This is a genomic window from Mesorhizobium sp. M1078, assembly GCF_040318615.1.
Lineage (GTDB): Bacteria > Pseudomonadota > Alphaproteobacteria > Rhizobiales > Rhizobiaceae > Mesorhizobium.
Map to the genome: position 1 here is coordinate 70271 of NZ_JAMYMP010000005.1, position 13915 is coordinate 84185.

The 13915-nt window shown below is 64.2% G+C and carries 17 protein-coding genes; 8 read left to right on the forward strand and 9 right to left on the reverse strand.

Features of this window, described 5'->3' with window-relative positions:
- Nucleotides 1–19: 19 nt before the first annotated feature.
- Complete coding sequence (locus NKH38_RS09395) at nucleotides 20–925, reverse strand: hypothetical protein (RefSeq protein WP_352537492.1); 906 nt, start codon at nucleotides 923–925, stop codon at nucleotides 20–22.
- A 177-nt stretch (nucleotides 926–1102) separates the two neighbouring features.
- Between NKH38_RS09395 and NKH38_RS09400 the strand changes: the two genes are divergently transcribed.
- From NKH38_RS09400 to NKH38_RS09410, 3 genes are all read left to right on the forward strand, one after another.
- Nucleotides 1103–1720: a LysE family translocator gene (locus NKH38_RS09400; RefSeq protein WP_023692951.1), complete on the forward strand. Its 618-nt coding sequence runs from the start codon at nucleotides 1103–1105 to the stop codon at nucleotides 1718–1720.
- Between the two features lie 177 nt (nucleotides 1721–1897).
- Nucleotides 1898–2872: a cysteine synthase A gene (gene cysK, locus NKH38_RS09405; RefSeq protein ID WP_352759704.1), complete on the forward strand. Its 975-nt coding sequence runs from the start codon at nucleotides 1898–1900 to the stop codon at nucleotides 2870–2872.
- A 200-nt stretch (nucleotides 2873–3072) separates the two neighbouring features.
- Complete coding sequence (locus tag NKH38_RS09410) at nucleotides 3073–3699, forward strand: glutathione S-transferase family protein (RefSeq protein WP_352759703.1); 627 nt, start codon at nucleotides 3073–3075, stop codon at nucleotides 3697–3699.
- Between the two features lie 9 nt (nucleotides 3700–3708).
- Here NKH38_RS09410 and NKH38_RS09415 read toward each other — a convergent pair whose 3' ends face one another.
- The 6 genes from NKH38_RS09415 to NKH38_RS09435 form a co-directional block, all read right to left on the reverse strand.
- Complete coding sequence (locus NKH38_RS09415; RefSeq protein WP_352759701.1) at nucleotides 3709–4953, reverse strand: RNA polymerase sigma factor; 1245 nt, start codon at nucleotides 4951–4953, stop codon at nucleotides 3709–3711.
- A gap of 7 nt (nucleotides 4954–4960) precedes the next feature.
- On the reverse strand, nucleotides 4961–5329 hold the full coding sequence (locus tag NKH38_RS09420) for a YciI family protein (RefSeq protein ID WP_023672042.1): 369 nt from the start codon (nucleotides 5327–5329) through the stop codon (nucleotides 4961–4963).
- A gap of 211 nt (nucleotides 5330–5540) precedes the next feature.
- Nucleotides 5541–6233 (reverse strand): hypothetical protein, encoded by a 693-nt coding sequence (locus NKH38_RS09425; RefSeq protein ID WP_352759818.1) that lies wholly within the window; start codon nucleotides 6231–6233, stop codon nucleotides 5541–5543.
- A 71-nt stretch (nucleotides 6234–6304) separates the two neighbouring features.
- Nucleotides 6305–6568, reverse strand: coding sequence for a DCC1-like thiol-disulfide oxidoreductase family protein (locus tag NKH38_RS33310; RefSeq protein WP_502905773.1), 264 nt, complete (start codon nucleotides 6566–6568; stop codon nucleotides 6305–6307).
- A complete protein-coding gene (locus NKH38_RS33315) occupies nucleotides 6469–6723 on the reverse strand; it encodes a DCC1-like thiol-disulfide oxidoreductase family protein (protein WP_348625502.1) in 255 nt (84 codons plus the stop codon). Before NKH38_RS33315 ends, NKH38_RS33310 begins: the two co-directional genes overlap by 100 nt.
- Nucleotides 6724–6902: 179 nt before the next feature.
- Entirely contained in the window at nucleotides 6903–7052 is a 150-nt protein-coding gene (locus NKH38_RS09435; protein ID WP_196813601.1) for a hypothetical protein, read from the reverse strand.
- A gap of 346 nt (nucleotides 7053–7398) precedes the next feature.
- Between NKH38_RS09435 and ku the strand changes: the two genes are divergently transcribed.
- Nucleotides 7399–8265, forward strand: a complete 867-nt coding sequence (gene ku, locus NKH38_RS09440; RefSeq protein WP_352759698.1) for a non-homologous end joining protein Ku — start codon at nucleotides 7399–7401, stop codon at nucleotides 8263–8265.
- A gap of 11 nt (nucleotides 8266–8276) precedes the next feature.
- A complete protein-coding gene (gene ligD / locus NKH38_RS09445) occupies nucleotides 8277–10787 on the forward strand; it encodes a DNA ligase D (protein WP_352759695.1) in 2511 nt (836 codons plus the stop codon).
- Nucleotides 10788–10899: 112 nt separating this feature from the next.
- Here ligD and NKH38_RS09450 read toward each other — a convergent pair whose 3' ends face one another.
- A complete protein-coding gene (locus NKH38_RS09450; RefSeq protein ID WP_352759692.1) occupies nucleotides 10900–11604 on the reverse strand; it encodes an ArsR/SmtB family transcription factor in 705 nt (234 codons plus the stop codon).
- 69 nt (nucleotides 11605–11673) lie between these two features.
- On the opposite strand from NKH38_RS09450, the gene NKH38_RS09455 reads away from it, so the two are divergent.
- The 3 genes from NKH38_RS09455 (at nucleotide 11674) to NKH38_RS09465 (ending at nucleotide 12660) form a co-directional block, all read left to right on the forward strand.
- Nucleotides 11674–11877 carry a DUF1127 domain-containing protein gene (locus NKH38_RS09455; protein WP_352520690.1) on the forward strand — a complete coding sequence of 68 codons (204 nt, stop codon included), beginning with the start codon at nucleotides 11674–11676 and terminating at the stop codon, nucleotides 11875–11877.
- Between the two features lie 85 nt (nucleotides 11878–11962).
- Entirely contained in the window at nucleotides 11963–12319 is a 357-nt protein-coding gene (locus NKH38_RS09460) for an NIPSNAP family protein (RefSeq protein ID WP_023825846.1), read from the forward strand.
- Nucleotides 12316–12660: an antibiotic biosynthesis monooxygenase family protein gene (locus tag NKH38_RS09465; RefSeq protein ID WP_023825845.1), complete on the forward strand. Its 345-nt coding sequence runs from the start codon at nucleotides 12316–12318 to the stop codon at nucleotides 12658–12660. Before NKH38_RS09460 ends, NKH38_RS09465 begins: the two co-directional genes overlap by 4 nt.
- A 159-nt stretch (nucleotides 12661–12819) precedes the next feature.
- On the opposite strand, the gene mbfA is transcribed toward NKH38_RS09465, so the two are convergent.
- Entirely contained in the window at nucleotides 12820–13803 is a 984-nt protein-coding gene (mbfA, locus tag NKH38_RS09470; RefSeq protein WP_352759687.1) for an iron exporter MbfA, read from the reverse strand.
- Nucleotides 13804–13915: the final 112 nt, after the last annotated feature.

The window sequence follows — 13915 nt, forward strand, 5'->3', positions numbered from 1 at the left end:
GCGAACTGCGCAACCGGCCCTAATGTACGTCCCGATGGATCACCTTGGGATAGGTATGGATCACCTCGGCCGATGAGACACGGTCATCGAAACCGGTATCCCTGAGATTGAAGAGGCCGACCGAGCCGAAGGACTTCTTCGCCCCTTGCGCGAAGCGGCCGTCGCTGAAATCGTGTTCGTAAAGCGTCACCGTGACGTGGCCGGCATTGAGCTTCGGCACGTAAACACTGCTGATGGTGTCGTTGGCGACGCCAAGCTGGTTGACGTTGAAGCGATAGAGGTCCTGCACCATGCGCCGGGCCGCATTGCCATTGATCATCCAGTATTCGCGGCGCGAAGCGCGGTTCGGGTCGATGAGTTTGAGCGGCGCCTTGCGGCCAAGCCCGAGCCAGTGCTCGAACACCATCACATTGGCGCCCCAGGGATAGGGATAGTTGGACTTGTCGATGATGCGTGGCGGGCCATCCTCGGCAATCTCGGCGGTATCTACATAGTCCAGCCATTGCAGCTGGAACGACGCTTCCACGTTGAGGTCGGTGTTGCGCGGATCGGCAGCGATGATGCGCCAGTCGGAGACCGGCGGATATTTGGTGTCGAGGTCGATGTAGAATTCGCCTTTGGCGGTGTCGTCGGGGTCTATCTTTTGCGGTCCGTCACGCTCCATCGCCACCAGTCGCACCTTGAACCGGTTGTTGACGACCAGCGGATAGATCATCGGACGAATGGGGTGAGCGCCAGGGTCCCGGCTGTCGGTAAAATATCCAGTCTGCGGAACGACATCGCTATCGCCCTCGTCGAACAGGCTGAAAGCCTGACGCCCCTCGAACCACAGATACCATTCCAGCTCGTGGACATGACCGCGTGCTTCGGAATAGTTGTTGGGCATCCACTTCATGAGCTGGATGTGAAGTCTTTTGGCTAACATGGGTGCTCCTGCCGTTCGGAGCCATGCGAGATAGCCGACCGCCTTCGGGGCGTAAGTGAACCATCTCTCGCTTTCAGGCGAGGATGACCGGCGTTCATGTCCTGCTTGGCGCAATCGAATCCGTTTTGCCGTTGCAGGCTTTCATGGCATCAGAGCGGCTCAGGAGGTGCGACCGTCATGACCCTCACCGGCTTCCTTGCCTATAGTGCTGCGCTGGGCATCGCCGCCGCCATTCCCGGCCCCGGCGTCACCGCGCTTGTGGCGCGGGCGCTCGGATCCGGCTTCCGCTCGTCGCTGGCGATGTCGTTCGGCCTGATGCTCGGCGACCTCATTTATCTCACCGCGGTGGTGCTCGGCCTTGCCTTTGTCGCGCAAAGCTTCGGCATGGTGTTTCTCGTCATCAAATGGCTGGGCGTCGCCTATCTCGCCTTCCTCGGCTGGCGTTTCTGGACGGCCGGGATCACGCCCGAGACTGTCGAGGCCAGGAAAGGCAAGGGCGGCCTGGTATCGAGCTTCCTTGCCGGCCTCACCGTCACGCTGGGCAACCCGAAGACGATGATCTTCTACCTCGCCATCACGCCGACCATCGTCGACCTGAAGACCATCACGCTCGCCGACTATGGCATCCTGGTCGCGCTCACCGTTATCGTGCTCTTCGTGGTGCTTGTGCCCTATCTGGCGCTGGCCGCCAAGGCGCGCTGGTTCCTGAAATCGCCGCGCGCGCTGAAGGCGCTGAACCGCACCGCCGCTGGCTTCATGGTGGGCGCGGCCGCAGCCATTGCCGCACGTCAGTAGATCGGTTCAGGCAATTCATTCCGCCGATCGGTCCATCCGGAAATGCGGCTTCGGAAGGCAAGCGTTTTCAGCAAGCGGCCCACTCGATATTTTCGGCCGGCAGCCTATCTTGCGCGGGCGAAAGCCTTATTCTGTCCGCCGACGCCAATTGCCTGATCTGATTTGGGAGCGAAACCAATGAACAAGCCTTCCGCGCGCGTGCCCGGCCGCGGCCGTGTCTACAACTCGATCACCGAGACGATCGGCGACACGCCGCTGGTGCGGCTCGACAAGTTCGCCAAGGAGAAGGGCGTAGTTGCCAACCTTCTTGCCAAGCTCGAATTCTTCAATCCGATCGCCTCGGTCAAGGACCGCATCGGCGTTTCGATGATCGAGGCGCTGGAAGCGTCGGGCCGGATCAAACCCGGCAAGACGACGCTGATCGAGCCGACCTCCGGGAACACCGGTATCGCGCTCGCCTTCGCCGCTGCCGCCAAGGGCTACAAGCTGATCCTGACCATGCCCGAAACCATGTCGGTGGAGCGCCGCAAGATGCTGGCGCTGCTCGGCGCCGAACTGGTGCTGACGGAAGGGCCGAAAGGCATGAAGGGCGCCATCGCCAAGGCGGACGAGCTGGCCGCCACCTTGCCCGACGCCGTCATCCCGCAGCAGTTCGAAAACCCGGCCAACCCGGAGATCCACCGCCGCACCACCGCTGAGGAGATCTGGAACGACACCGATGGCGGGGTCGACATCTTCGTCGCCGGCATCGGTACCGGCGGCACGATCACCGGCGTCGGCCAGGTGCTGAAGCAACGCAAGCCCTCGATGCATGTCGTCGCCGTCGAGCCGGAGGCCTCGCCGGTGCTGTCGGGCGGCCAGCCCGGCCCGCACAAGATCCAGGGCATCGGCGCCGGCTTTGCGCCCAAGATCCTCGACACCTCGATCTATGACGAGATCGTCAAGGTCTCCAACGAGGATTCGGTCGCCAACGCCCGCCTCGTCGCCCGCCTTGAAGGCGTGCCGGTCGGCATCTCGTCGGGCGCTGCCCTGCAGGCCGCCATCGCCGTCGGGTCGCGGCCGGAGAACAAGGGCAAGAACCTAGTGGTGATCATCCCGTCCTTCGCCGAGCGCTATCTGTCGACGATCCTGTTCGACGGGCTGGGGGCTTAACGTCTTAACTGGATAGGCGGCGATCCTTCGCACCCCCCTCTGCCCTGCCGGGCATCGGGGGGTGCTGTCCCTCCGACATCGGAAGTCTCATGGCTGGACCGCAGAAAACCCGGCCGTGGCGTCCGCCACCGGCTTGAGCGGGAGGCGGCTTCAGGGTCAAATCGCCCCGGCCTGCTTCGCGCGGGCAGGGGGAGAATCACATGTACAAGCTTTACACGCGCCCAGGCAGCGGCGGTTTTGTCGTCGAGGCCGCATTGGCGCTGGCAAACGCGCAATTCGACAAGATCGATGTGCCCAAGAAGGATCCGCCGGACCCGGCTTTCCTCGACATCAGCCCGTTGAACCAGGTTCCGGTGCTGACCTTGCCCAACGGTCAATCGATAACCGAATCGGCGGCGATCTGCATCCTGCTTGCCGAGCGCCATCCGGAGGCGGGTCTGGCGCCGGCCGCCGGATCGCCGGATCGCGCCGGTTTCCTGCGCTGGATGGCGTTCATGTCATCGGTGCTCTACCCCGCCATCCTGCGCCTCTACTATGCCCATCGCTACACCGCCGATGCCGACGGCAAGAAAGCCGTCAAGCAGGCAGCCATTGCCGAGATGGACCGCGGCTTCGCCATTGTCGATGCAGCCCTCGAGGGGCGCGGCTGGCTGGTCGGCGACGCGATGTCGCTGGCCGACATCTACCTCGTCATGCTGGTGGCCTGGCACCCCGATATGGACAAGGCGCGAGCCGACTGGCCGAACATCGAACGCTTATGGTCGGCGCTGCGCGCGCATCCGCTGATGAAACGGCTCAACACCACGCATGAGATGTGGCCGGCCTGAACGGACGCTTCAATTTCGCAGGATCGCCCGTTTCGCCTGCAGGAAGCGGCGCACGGCGGGGTCGCGTTCAAGGCCGATCGCCCGGTCATAGGCTTCGACCGCTTGCGCCGCATTGCCGAGCCTGGCCAGCAGGCCGGCGCGAGCGGCCCAATAGGGCTGATAGTCGTTGAGCCGCTTGTCGTCGCCCAGCACGTAGAGCGCCGCCAGTCCTGCCGCCGCCCCTTCGGCCTCGGCAATCGCCACGGCGCGGTTGATCGAAATCACCGGCGAGCCTGATATCGCCGACAGCGCATCGTAGAAGTTACGGATCGCCGCCCAATCGGTTTGGCCGGTCCGTCGCCGCGTCGCATGCACCGATTGTACCGCCGCTTCGAGCTGGTAGCGGCCGATGACGCCAATGGTGGCGGCGTGGCCCAGCAGCGACTCGGCTTCGTCGATCAGCGCGTGATCCCAAAGACGGCAATCCTGTTCGGCGAGCGGCACATAATCTCCAGCCGCATCGCGCCGCGCCGGGCGGCGCGCCTCGGCAAACAGCATCAGCGCCAGCAGGCCGAGCGCTTCCGGTTCGTCCGGCATCAGCGATGCCACCAGCCGCCCGAGCCAGATGCCTTCGGTCGCCAGATTGCGCGCTCTCGTCTCGGTCCCTGCCGGGTCGGTCCAGCCTTCGGCGAAAGCCGCGTAGATCGCTTCCAGCACCGTTCCCAGCCGCTCGCCGAGTTCGGCGCGATCCGGCACGCGGAACGGAATGCCGATCTCGCGGATGCGGCTCTTGGCGCGCACCAGACGCTGGCCCATCGTCGCCGGCGAAACCAGGAAGGCCGAGGCGATCGTCGCCGCGTCGAAACCCAGAACCGTCTGCAGGATCAGCGGCGCCCGCACGCTGGCTTCGATCGCCGGATGCGCACAGGCAAACATCAGCCTGAGACGTTCGTCGGGAAGGTCTTCGTCTTCCATGCTCGCCTCCATCTCCTCGGCCATCAGCTTGAGATGGTCGCGGCTCGCCTCGCTGGTCAGCCGACGGCGCACCGCGTCGACGCGCCGCCGGCGCGCCACGGCCAGCAGCCATGCTTCCGGCTTCTCGGGCACGCCGGTCTGTGGCCAGCGCTCAAGGGCCGCGGCAAAGGCCTCGGCCAGCGCGTCCTCGGTGCCGGCTACGTCGCGGGTGCGCGCAGCAAGGTAGGCGACCAGCTTGCCGTAACTCTGCCGGGCGGCCGCTTCGGCCGCCGCCCGCGCGACGTTCGGGCGATTGTCCATCACGGTGTCATTTCTTGGGCATGTAGTCGGCCATTTCCCAGATCGGCCGCAACTCGACCGTGCCGGCGCTCGCCGCCGGACAGCGCGCCGCCCAGTCGATGGCGGTATCGATATCGGCCGCCTCGATCATGTAGAAGCCGGCAAGCTGCTCCTTGGTGTCGGCATAGGGGCCGTCGATCACGTTGGTCTTGCCGTCTGTGATCCGCACCGAGGTGGTCGCCTGGGTCGGGCGCAACCGTTCGCCGGCGAGCCATGCGCCGGATTTCTTCAACGCTTCGGTATAGGCGGCATATGCTGCGCTCATCTGCCGAGCCTTCTCGATTGGCGTGTTCGCCTGCGCGGCTTCGTCGCTGTTGATCAAAAGCATGTATCGCATGGGTCTTCTCCCGTGGTTTCGAAGGCCGCATCCTATTGGGGCCAGACGTATGTCGCGCGGCGGCGGCCGATTTCGACAGGCTTCAGAAAAAACTTTCGCCTCCGCCAGGAGATTTCGCAAGGACCAGATGTTCCTCCGTCTGCTGGCGGATGACCGGCAGCGGACTGGCCGTGGCTCCGCACAGCACTATCCTCTGTCGTTGGCGGGCACGTCACACGAGGCATGGGAGAAGAGAATGGAACTCATGACCCACAAGAAATTCAAGAACGGCCGGTTGATGCCATGCGGCAAAGGCACGGTCGTCAGCGGTGCGAAAGGCACCGTCTATCTCTGCGGCAACACCGCGACATCGGCTGACTACGATCCGGCCGGCAAGAAGGGTGGCGGCTTCGCCGGCGATGCCGCGGCGCAGTGGCGGGAAGTTCTCGGCAACATCAAATCGGATCTGGAAGAACTTGGCAGCGGGCTCGACCATCTCATCAGGCTGACCTTTTTCGTCAAAGGGCCCATTTCCCGACGGCGGCGTCCTCAGCTCGCCTAATTTTCGTCTCGACGTGCTGGACGCGTTTTTCGCCGAGCATTGTCCGAAGCATTGTAGCGACAACAATCCGCCGCCTTCGGAGGCAATCGGCGTCGCAGCGCTTGCCCAGGCAGACATCGTCATCGAGATCGTCGCCGTCGCGGCGCTGCCGGACTGAGGCGCGAACGAACAGGCCGGCCTTGCGCGACGTCGCCATTGCGATCGAAGCGCGTCGGCCGCCGCGCCGGTGCGGGTTTTGCACCAGGCCTCGGCCTTGCCCAGTGAGCGCCCGGCGACGAGCAGGATCAGGCGTGGCTCGCTCTCCAGCAATTGCACGATGCGGCCGCCGAAAATGCCATAGCCGCCAACGACCAGAAGCCTCATCGCGCCGCTCTTTTTGCGTATGTCGTTTTCCCAGAACGGAGGTCATTTTTGGGTGACATGCGATTAGCCGATCACGCGCGCACGTATCGCGGCGGACAGGATCTCGCAACTGTCCTTGCGGCCGAACATGCGTAGCGGTTTTTGGCGATGCGTTCGTAGAGCCAGTCACGCAAGGGGCGCGGGATGAGCAGCAGGGCCTTCGCCGCCGGCCACGGCCAGCCGAGTTCGGCGGCCATCACCGCGATGAAACTGTCCAGCCGCATGAAGGGAGCGCCGCCGACAAGGACCAGATTGGTCTCGTAGCTGTCGGTGCGCAGCCCGTATCTCTGGAACAGCCCTCGCCGAAGGGCGACTGCGCCGTGGCGAAGCGGAAGCGGTTTTTGCGGTCGAGCCCGACCACCGTGCGTACGAAGCCCGAGCACAGCACGCAGACGCCGTCGAAAACGATCAATGGCTGGTTGGCATCGAAGGGTTCAGGAGAAGAAGTCACGGGACATCCGGCAACTTGTGTCTTCAGACACTAAGCCCGCCGGCAGCGGGATCAAAGCCGCGGCGTTGTCGCACGGCTTCTCGCGGCCAGCGCGGGGCGCTCGGCGCGATAGGTGGTTGCGCGGGGATCGGCCTCCGGTCTGCAGATCCGGCTGTCGTGACGCGTTTCGAACGTCATGATCAGTGCGCGCCGAGCGAGCTGCCGCGACGGGCGCAGGCCGGACCCGGGCCGCGCATGTAGTAGCGCTCCGGCCGATAGGTCGGCGCGATGAACTCGCGGATGGCGGCGGCATAGCCGGCGATGTGGCCCCAGAATTTCATTTTACTCAAGTCCCTGTCCCGATTTTCGGATGTCCCGTCCGATTGCGGGGGATCATAGTGTCGAGGCGTGAATAGTCGGTGAACACGATGTTAATCTTTGGTCGAAAACCCCATGCTTCGTGGCCGGAATGCGGCTGTTTGGGGGTCTTTCGGTGTAGTTCGTCGCCATTTCCGGCATTGTGACTTTTGCATCACATATGTTTCGTCTGGATGTCGCTTGGGCGCGGTTCTGTTTCAGATTTGGCGAGCCTCTCGAAATTTCCATGCTCGCTGCCGAAATGCCCCTGGTTGCGCGCCCGGAACCGGAACGGGCCTTGCCCGTTCTCGCTTGAACCGCATCGCGCAGGAGTTCGCCATGGCACCTCGCCCCGCCTGGAAGGGCTATCTGAAACTGTCGCTGGTCACCTGCGCTGTCGAACTGACCAACGTCGTCACCCACGCCGAAAAAGTTTCGTTCCGGGTGCTCAACCGCAAGACCGGCAACACGGTCAAGCGCATCTATGTCGATTCTGAAACCGGCAAGCCGCTGGGCGATGGCGACGAGATCAGGGGCTATGAGGTGAGCCCCGGTGAGTTCGTCTATGTCGAGGACGAAGAGATCGAAGCGGTGCAGATCGAGTCCTCGCACACGATGGCGCTGGACGGCTTCGTCGACAAAGCCTCGATAGAGCAGATCTATCTCGACACGCCCTATTATGTCACGCCCGCCGACAAGGTGTCGGAGGAGGCCTTTGCCGTCATTCGCGATGCCATGGCGGACAAGAAGATGGCCGGGCTGGCGCGCGTCGTGCTCTATAGCCGCGAGCGGCCCGTGGTCATCGAGCCGCGCGGCAAAGGCATGGTGCTGACCACCTTGCGGTACGGCAACACGGTGCGGGAGCCGGAGAGCATCTTCGGCGACATGAAGGCGGTGAAGACCGACCAGGAGATGACCGATATGGCCGAACGCATCATCGACAAGAAGAAGGGGAAGTTCGATCCGTCGACATTCGAGGACAAGTATGAGGACGCGCTGCTCGAACTGATCCGCGCCAAGAAGGCCGGCAAGAAGGCTCCGAAAGCGCAGGCCGCGCCCAAGCCGTCCAATGTCGTCAATCTGTTCGACGCGCTGAAGAAGAGCCTGTCCGATGGCGGCCAGGCGGAAGGCCCGGCGAAGAAGGCCAAGCCGGCGGCAAAAAGCGGCAAGGCGAAAGCTTCTGCGCCCAAGCGCAAGTCGGCTTGAGGGTCGGCGCCGTGGCCAGCCTCGAACAATATCAGTCCAAGCGCGATTTCAAGAAGACGGCCGAGCCGGCGGGCAAGGTCGCGCGCGGCAAGCAGCCCGGCGGCATCTTCGTCGTCCAGAAGCACGACGCGACTAGGCTGCACTATGATTTCCGCCTTGAGCATGAGGGCGTGTTGTGGAGCTGGGCGGTGACGCGAGGCCCGAGCCTCGACCCGCACGAAAAGCGGCTGGCCGTGCATGTCGAGGACCACCCGATCGACTATGCCGGCTTCGAGGGCACCATTCCCAAGGGCGAGTATGGCGGCGGCACCGCCATCGTCTGGGACGAAGGCACATGGACGCCGGAGATCGACCCGGCCAAGGCGATGAAAAAGGGCCATATCGACTTCGAACTCAACGGCCAGAAGCTGAATGGGCGGTGGCATCTGGTCAGGTTAAGACCCCGCCCGGGCGAAAAGCGCGACAACTGGCTGCTGATCAAATCCGACGATGCCGCCGCCCGCCCCGGCGAGGATATCCTGAAGGACGCACCGAAATCGGTGAAGTCCGGCCTGACCATCGAAGAGGTCGCGGAAGGCAAGACCGCCGACGGCAAGAAGCCGAAGGTCTGGCACTCCAACAAGCCTGCGGCATCCAGCAAGGCGAAAGCCGGCAAGCGCCTCGACTTCGTCGAGCCGCAGCTGGCGACGCTGGAGCGCGAGGCGCCGCCCGGCGAGGACTGGCTGCATGAGGTGAAGTTCGACGGGTACCGCATGCAGGCGCAGATCGCCGGCACAGAGGTGCGGCTGCTGACCCGCACCGGCCTCGACTGGACGGAGAAATTCGGCCCCGAGATCGTCGCGGAACTGGCCCAGCTGAAATGCAGCGACGCCATCATCGATGGCGAGATCGTCGTGCTCGCCGACAGCGGCGTTTCGTCCTTCTCGCTGCTGCAGCAGGATCTCTCCGCCAATCGAACCGACCGCTTCACCTACTATGTGTTCGACCTGATGCGGCTTGACGGCAAGGATTTGCGCCGCGAGCCGCTGGTCGAGCGCAAGCAGGCGCTGCAGGAGCTGCTCGGCGAGACGGCCGAAAATGCCGCTGTTCGCTTCAGCGACCATTTCGCGGAACCGGGCAAGATCATGCTGCAGCACGCCTGCCGCATGGGCCTCGAAGGCATCGTCTCCAAGCGCGCCGATGCTCCCTACCGGAGCGGCCGTGGCCCAAGTTGGGTGAAATCGAAATGCACGGCCCGCCAGGAATTCGTCATCGGCGGGTATCTGCCCTCGGACAAGACCGGCCGCGGCCTGCGTTCGCTGCTGGTCGGTTACCACGAGGGCGGCAAGCTCCACTATGCCGGCCGCGTCGGCACGGGCTTCACAGCCAGGAGCGCCACCGATCTGAAGAAAAAACTCGATGCGCTGAAGGCAGACGCCTCGCCCTTTGCCGCCGCGGTGCCAAAGGGCAAGGGCCTGGTCTGGGTCAGGCCCGAACTTGTCGGCGAACTGGAGTTCCGCAGCTGGACCTCGGACCGTATAATACGCCACGCGTCGTTCCAGGGACTGCGCGAGGACAAGCCGGCGGAGGAAGTCGTGCAGGAAAAGCCATCGAAGGCGGCAAACAAGGCAAAGCCGGCGGCAAGCAGCGCCGGCAAGGCCGCCGGGGCTAAGGCGCCCGCGACGATCACGACCAGCGTAAAACTATCCCATCCCGACAAGCTGCTGTGGCCCGAGGAGAAAATATCCAAGCAGGCTTTGCTTGAGCACTATGCGCTTGTCTGGCCGCGGATGGAGCAGTTCGTCGTCAACCGGCCGCTCAGCCTGGTCAGGGCGCCGGATGGCATCGGCGGCCCGCGCTTCTTCCAGAAACATGCCTCGGCCGGCATGAGCGACAAGATTGCCCGCATGAAGGATCCAACCGATGGCGAGGAAATCCTGTTCATCCGCGATTTCGACGGCCTTGCCGCCTTGGTCCAGTATGGCGTGGTCGAGGTCCACATCTGGGGCTGCAAGATCGAGGAGCTGGAAAAGCCGGATCAGATCATCTTCGATCTCGATCCCGATGAAGGCGTCGACGTCAAGGCGGTGCGCGAGGCCGCACTCGACATCAGAGGCAAGCTTGACGATCTGTCGCTGCCGAACTTCGTCAAGCCGTCAGGCGGCAAAGGCTATCACGTGCTGGTGCCGCTGAAACCCTCGGCGGATTGGGAGGAAGTCAAAACCTTCTCCCATGATTTCGCCAAGGCGCTGGAGCAGGCCGCGCCGGACCGCTACACGGCGACGCTGTCGAAAAAGGCGCGCACCGGAAAAATCTTCGTCGACTATCTGCGCAACGGCAGGGGTTCGACCACCGTCGCGCCCTACTCTTCCCGCGCCAAAAAGGGCGCGACGGTGTCGATCCCGGTGACGTGGGCGGAGGTTGAAAAGGGGCTGGCGCCGAATTCCTTCCCGATCGGGGGCAAGACGACGCTGAAGGAACTAGCGGAGGCCGATCCGTGGGTGGACTTTTTCAAGCAGGGGAAGGTGCTGAAGCGGGGGTGAGCGTCGCGCGCCTCACCTGCTACGCAAGCGTTTCGTCACACCCCCCTCTGTCCGGCAGGACAGAGGGGGGGTGCTGTACCGCCAGCGTCGCCCAATTAGCGCTGCCGAACCTCTACGCCAAAAACACCCGCTCGAACGCCTGCTTCCCCGGCGGTGAAAACACCACCGCGCGGCTGTCCTTCTCCCGCCTTGCCCATTTCTCCGCCAGGATCTTGTCCAGAATAGCCGCGCCCAGCGTTCCCGCAAGGTGCGAGCGGCGCACGCTCCAGTCGAGGCAGGCGCGGCAGACCGGCCGGCGCGGCCTGGCGCCGACATCGATGCCGATGGCCGAAAAATGCGAGGCTGCTGCTGGCCCCAGCCGGATCTCCCCCGGCCTGGTCTCCCCGAGCCTGATCTCATTGTCGTCGCGCAACAGGATGCCGCGCGCGACGAGCCGGTCGAGCATCGCCACCGCTTGTTCGCCGGCGAGGTGGTCGTAGCAGACGCGGGCCACGCGCATGGCGCCGTCGCGCGGGCCGGGCCGCACGCGCTTGGGGCCGACCGCTTCGGCCACCCCGGTGATCGCCTCGATCATGCCGGCAACCTGCGGCCCGGCGAGGCCGTAATAGCGATGCCGTCCCTGGCTGGCCAAAGTTAAAAGCCCGCCCTCCATCAGTTTCGACAGATGCGAGGACGTCGTCGGCAGCGAGACGCCGGCCTCCAGCGCCAGTTCGCTGGCCGTCAAAGCCGTGCCGCCCATCAGCGCATTCAGCATGTTTGCCCGCGCCGGATCGCCAACCAGGCTGGCGATGCGGGCAATGTCGGGTCCTTCACGCATAGTTAGGCCTCCATCGAAGCATTCTCGTCAGATAAGCATTATTGTCGGGCGGGATCAAGGAGAACGCCGATGCCAACCGCTTCCGCCCCACTCGCCAGCCGCCGGCCGTTCCCGTTCGTCACCTGGCTGCAACGGCGGCTTCTCGCCCGCTGGTACGACCGCCATCTGCAGCGGCTAGACCTCGCGGAGGTCAACGACCATCTGCTGCGCGATCTCGGCCTGACCCGTGAGGATGTGCGCCGCGAATGCGCAAAATCCTTCTGGCAGGCCTGACCGCCAGCGCTTTTGCTTAGCAGACCCTGCGGCACAACGTTTCGACGCCGCTCGAACTATCGATGCGAAACCCAAGGAGATCACGATGACCATCACCTGCTTCATCCGCTATGAGATCGACCCGTTCGGCAAGCCGGCCTTCGAGCAATATGCCAAGGCCTGGGGCCAGGCGATCCCGCGCTGCGGCGCCGATCTGATCGGCTACTACGCCCCGCATGAGGGCTCGGCCACCACGGCCTACGCCGCCTACAGCATCGACAGCCTCGCCGCCTACGAGGCCTACCGCGCCCGCCTCGCCGCCGATCCCGCCGGCAAGGCCAATTACGAATTCGCCCGCCGCGAAAAGTTCATCTTGAAGGAGGACCGCATCTTCCTGAAGCTGGTGTCGGGGCCGCATGGACCGCGGCAGCTGTTCCGGACCGCGGTCAAGGAGGAGATATGATCGCTGTCATCTTCGAGGTGCAACCGGCTGAGGGAAAGCGCGATGCCTATCTCGGTATCGCCGCCGAGTTGCGGCCGCTGCTCGACGGCATAGACGGTTTCATCTCGATCGAGCGCTTCCAGAGCTTGGTCGACCGGAACCGCGTCCTGTCGCTGTCCTTCTGGCGCGACGAGGAAGCGGTGAAAGCCTGGCGCAACACGGAAGAGCACCGGCAGGCGCAAAAGGCCGGCCGTGGCGGAATCTTTGCCGGCTACCGGCTGCGCATTGCGCATGTGCTGCGGGACTATGGGCTGACGGAGAGGGATGAAGCGCCGGCCGACAGCCGGGCGGTGAATGGGTGACTAGGTATCGGCGTCGCGCCAGGCCCCCTCATCCGGCCGCTTCGCGGCCACCTTCTCGCCGCTGGGGAGAAGAGATGGCGCAGGCGTCGAAAACCTCCTCTCCCCTCGGGGAGAGGTCAGCCGAGCGAAGCGGAGGCTGGGTGAGGGGGCGCTTGGCGCTCATGCATTCCCGATCAGCACCCCGGCCGCAAACACCAGCGCCCCACCCAGCACCACCTGAAACGCCGCGCGCAGAAACGGGGTTTGCATGTAGCGGTTCTGCACGAAGGCGATCGCCCATAATTCGAAGAACACCACGACGGCCGCCACCGCCGTCGCCGTCCAGAAATGCGGGATGATGTAAGGCAGCGCGTGGCCCAGCCCACCCAGCATCGTCATGATGCCGACGGTCAGTCCGCGCTTGATCGGCGAGCCACGCCCCGACAGCTTGCCGTCGTCCGAAGCGACTTCGGTAAAGCCCATCGAAATGCCGGCGCCGATCGAGGCGGCGAGGCCGACCAGCAGCGTCTGCCAGGTGTCGTGGGTGGCAAACGCCGCGGCAAAGATCGGCGCCAGTGTCGACACCGAGCCGTCCATCAGCCCGGCCAGTCCCGGCTGCACATAGGTCAGGATGAACTGGCGCTGCTCGGCGCTGGCTTCCTCGTCCTTCACCTCGCCCGGCACGAGTTTCTGTTCCAGCCGATGCGCCGAATTCTCATGGCTTTGCTCGGCCGCGGCCAGGTCGCCGAGTAGTTTCCGCGTCGAGGCATCGCCGGTGCGCTTGGCCGCCTCGACATAGAAGCGATAGGCCTGCCGCTCCATCTCTTCGGCTTGGCGCCGCACATGCTCGATGCCGAGCGGCCGCACCAGCCAGTCGGGCTTGCGCTCGTAATAGCCTTTCACGTGCTCGCGGCGCAGCAGCGGAATGCGCTCGCCGAAGCGCTTGCGGTAGAGGTCGATCAGGGAATCGCGATGGCCGTCCTCCTCCTCCGCCATCGCCTCGAACACTTTCGCCGATTGCGGAAAACTGTCCGCCAGCCCGTCGGCATAGGCGCGGTAGATGCGCCCGTCATCCTCTTCGGACGAAATTGCCAGCGCCAGGATCTCCTGTTCCGACAGCGTTTCGAAAGGACGGCGGCCGAAACCGAAGACACGGGAAAGCATGAGAAATTCACCCCAGTTTAGAACAATTCTAAACTAGGCGCTGCAGTCTCCGCGGTCAATCACCAGTCAAGAAATGTTGAAGCGCCGGATTGCCACGCGCCCTTCATTATCG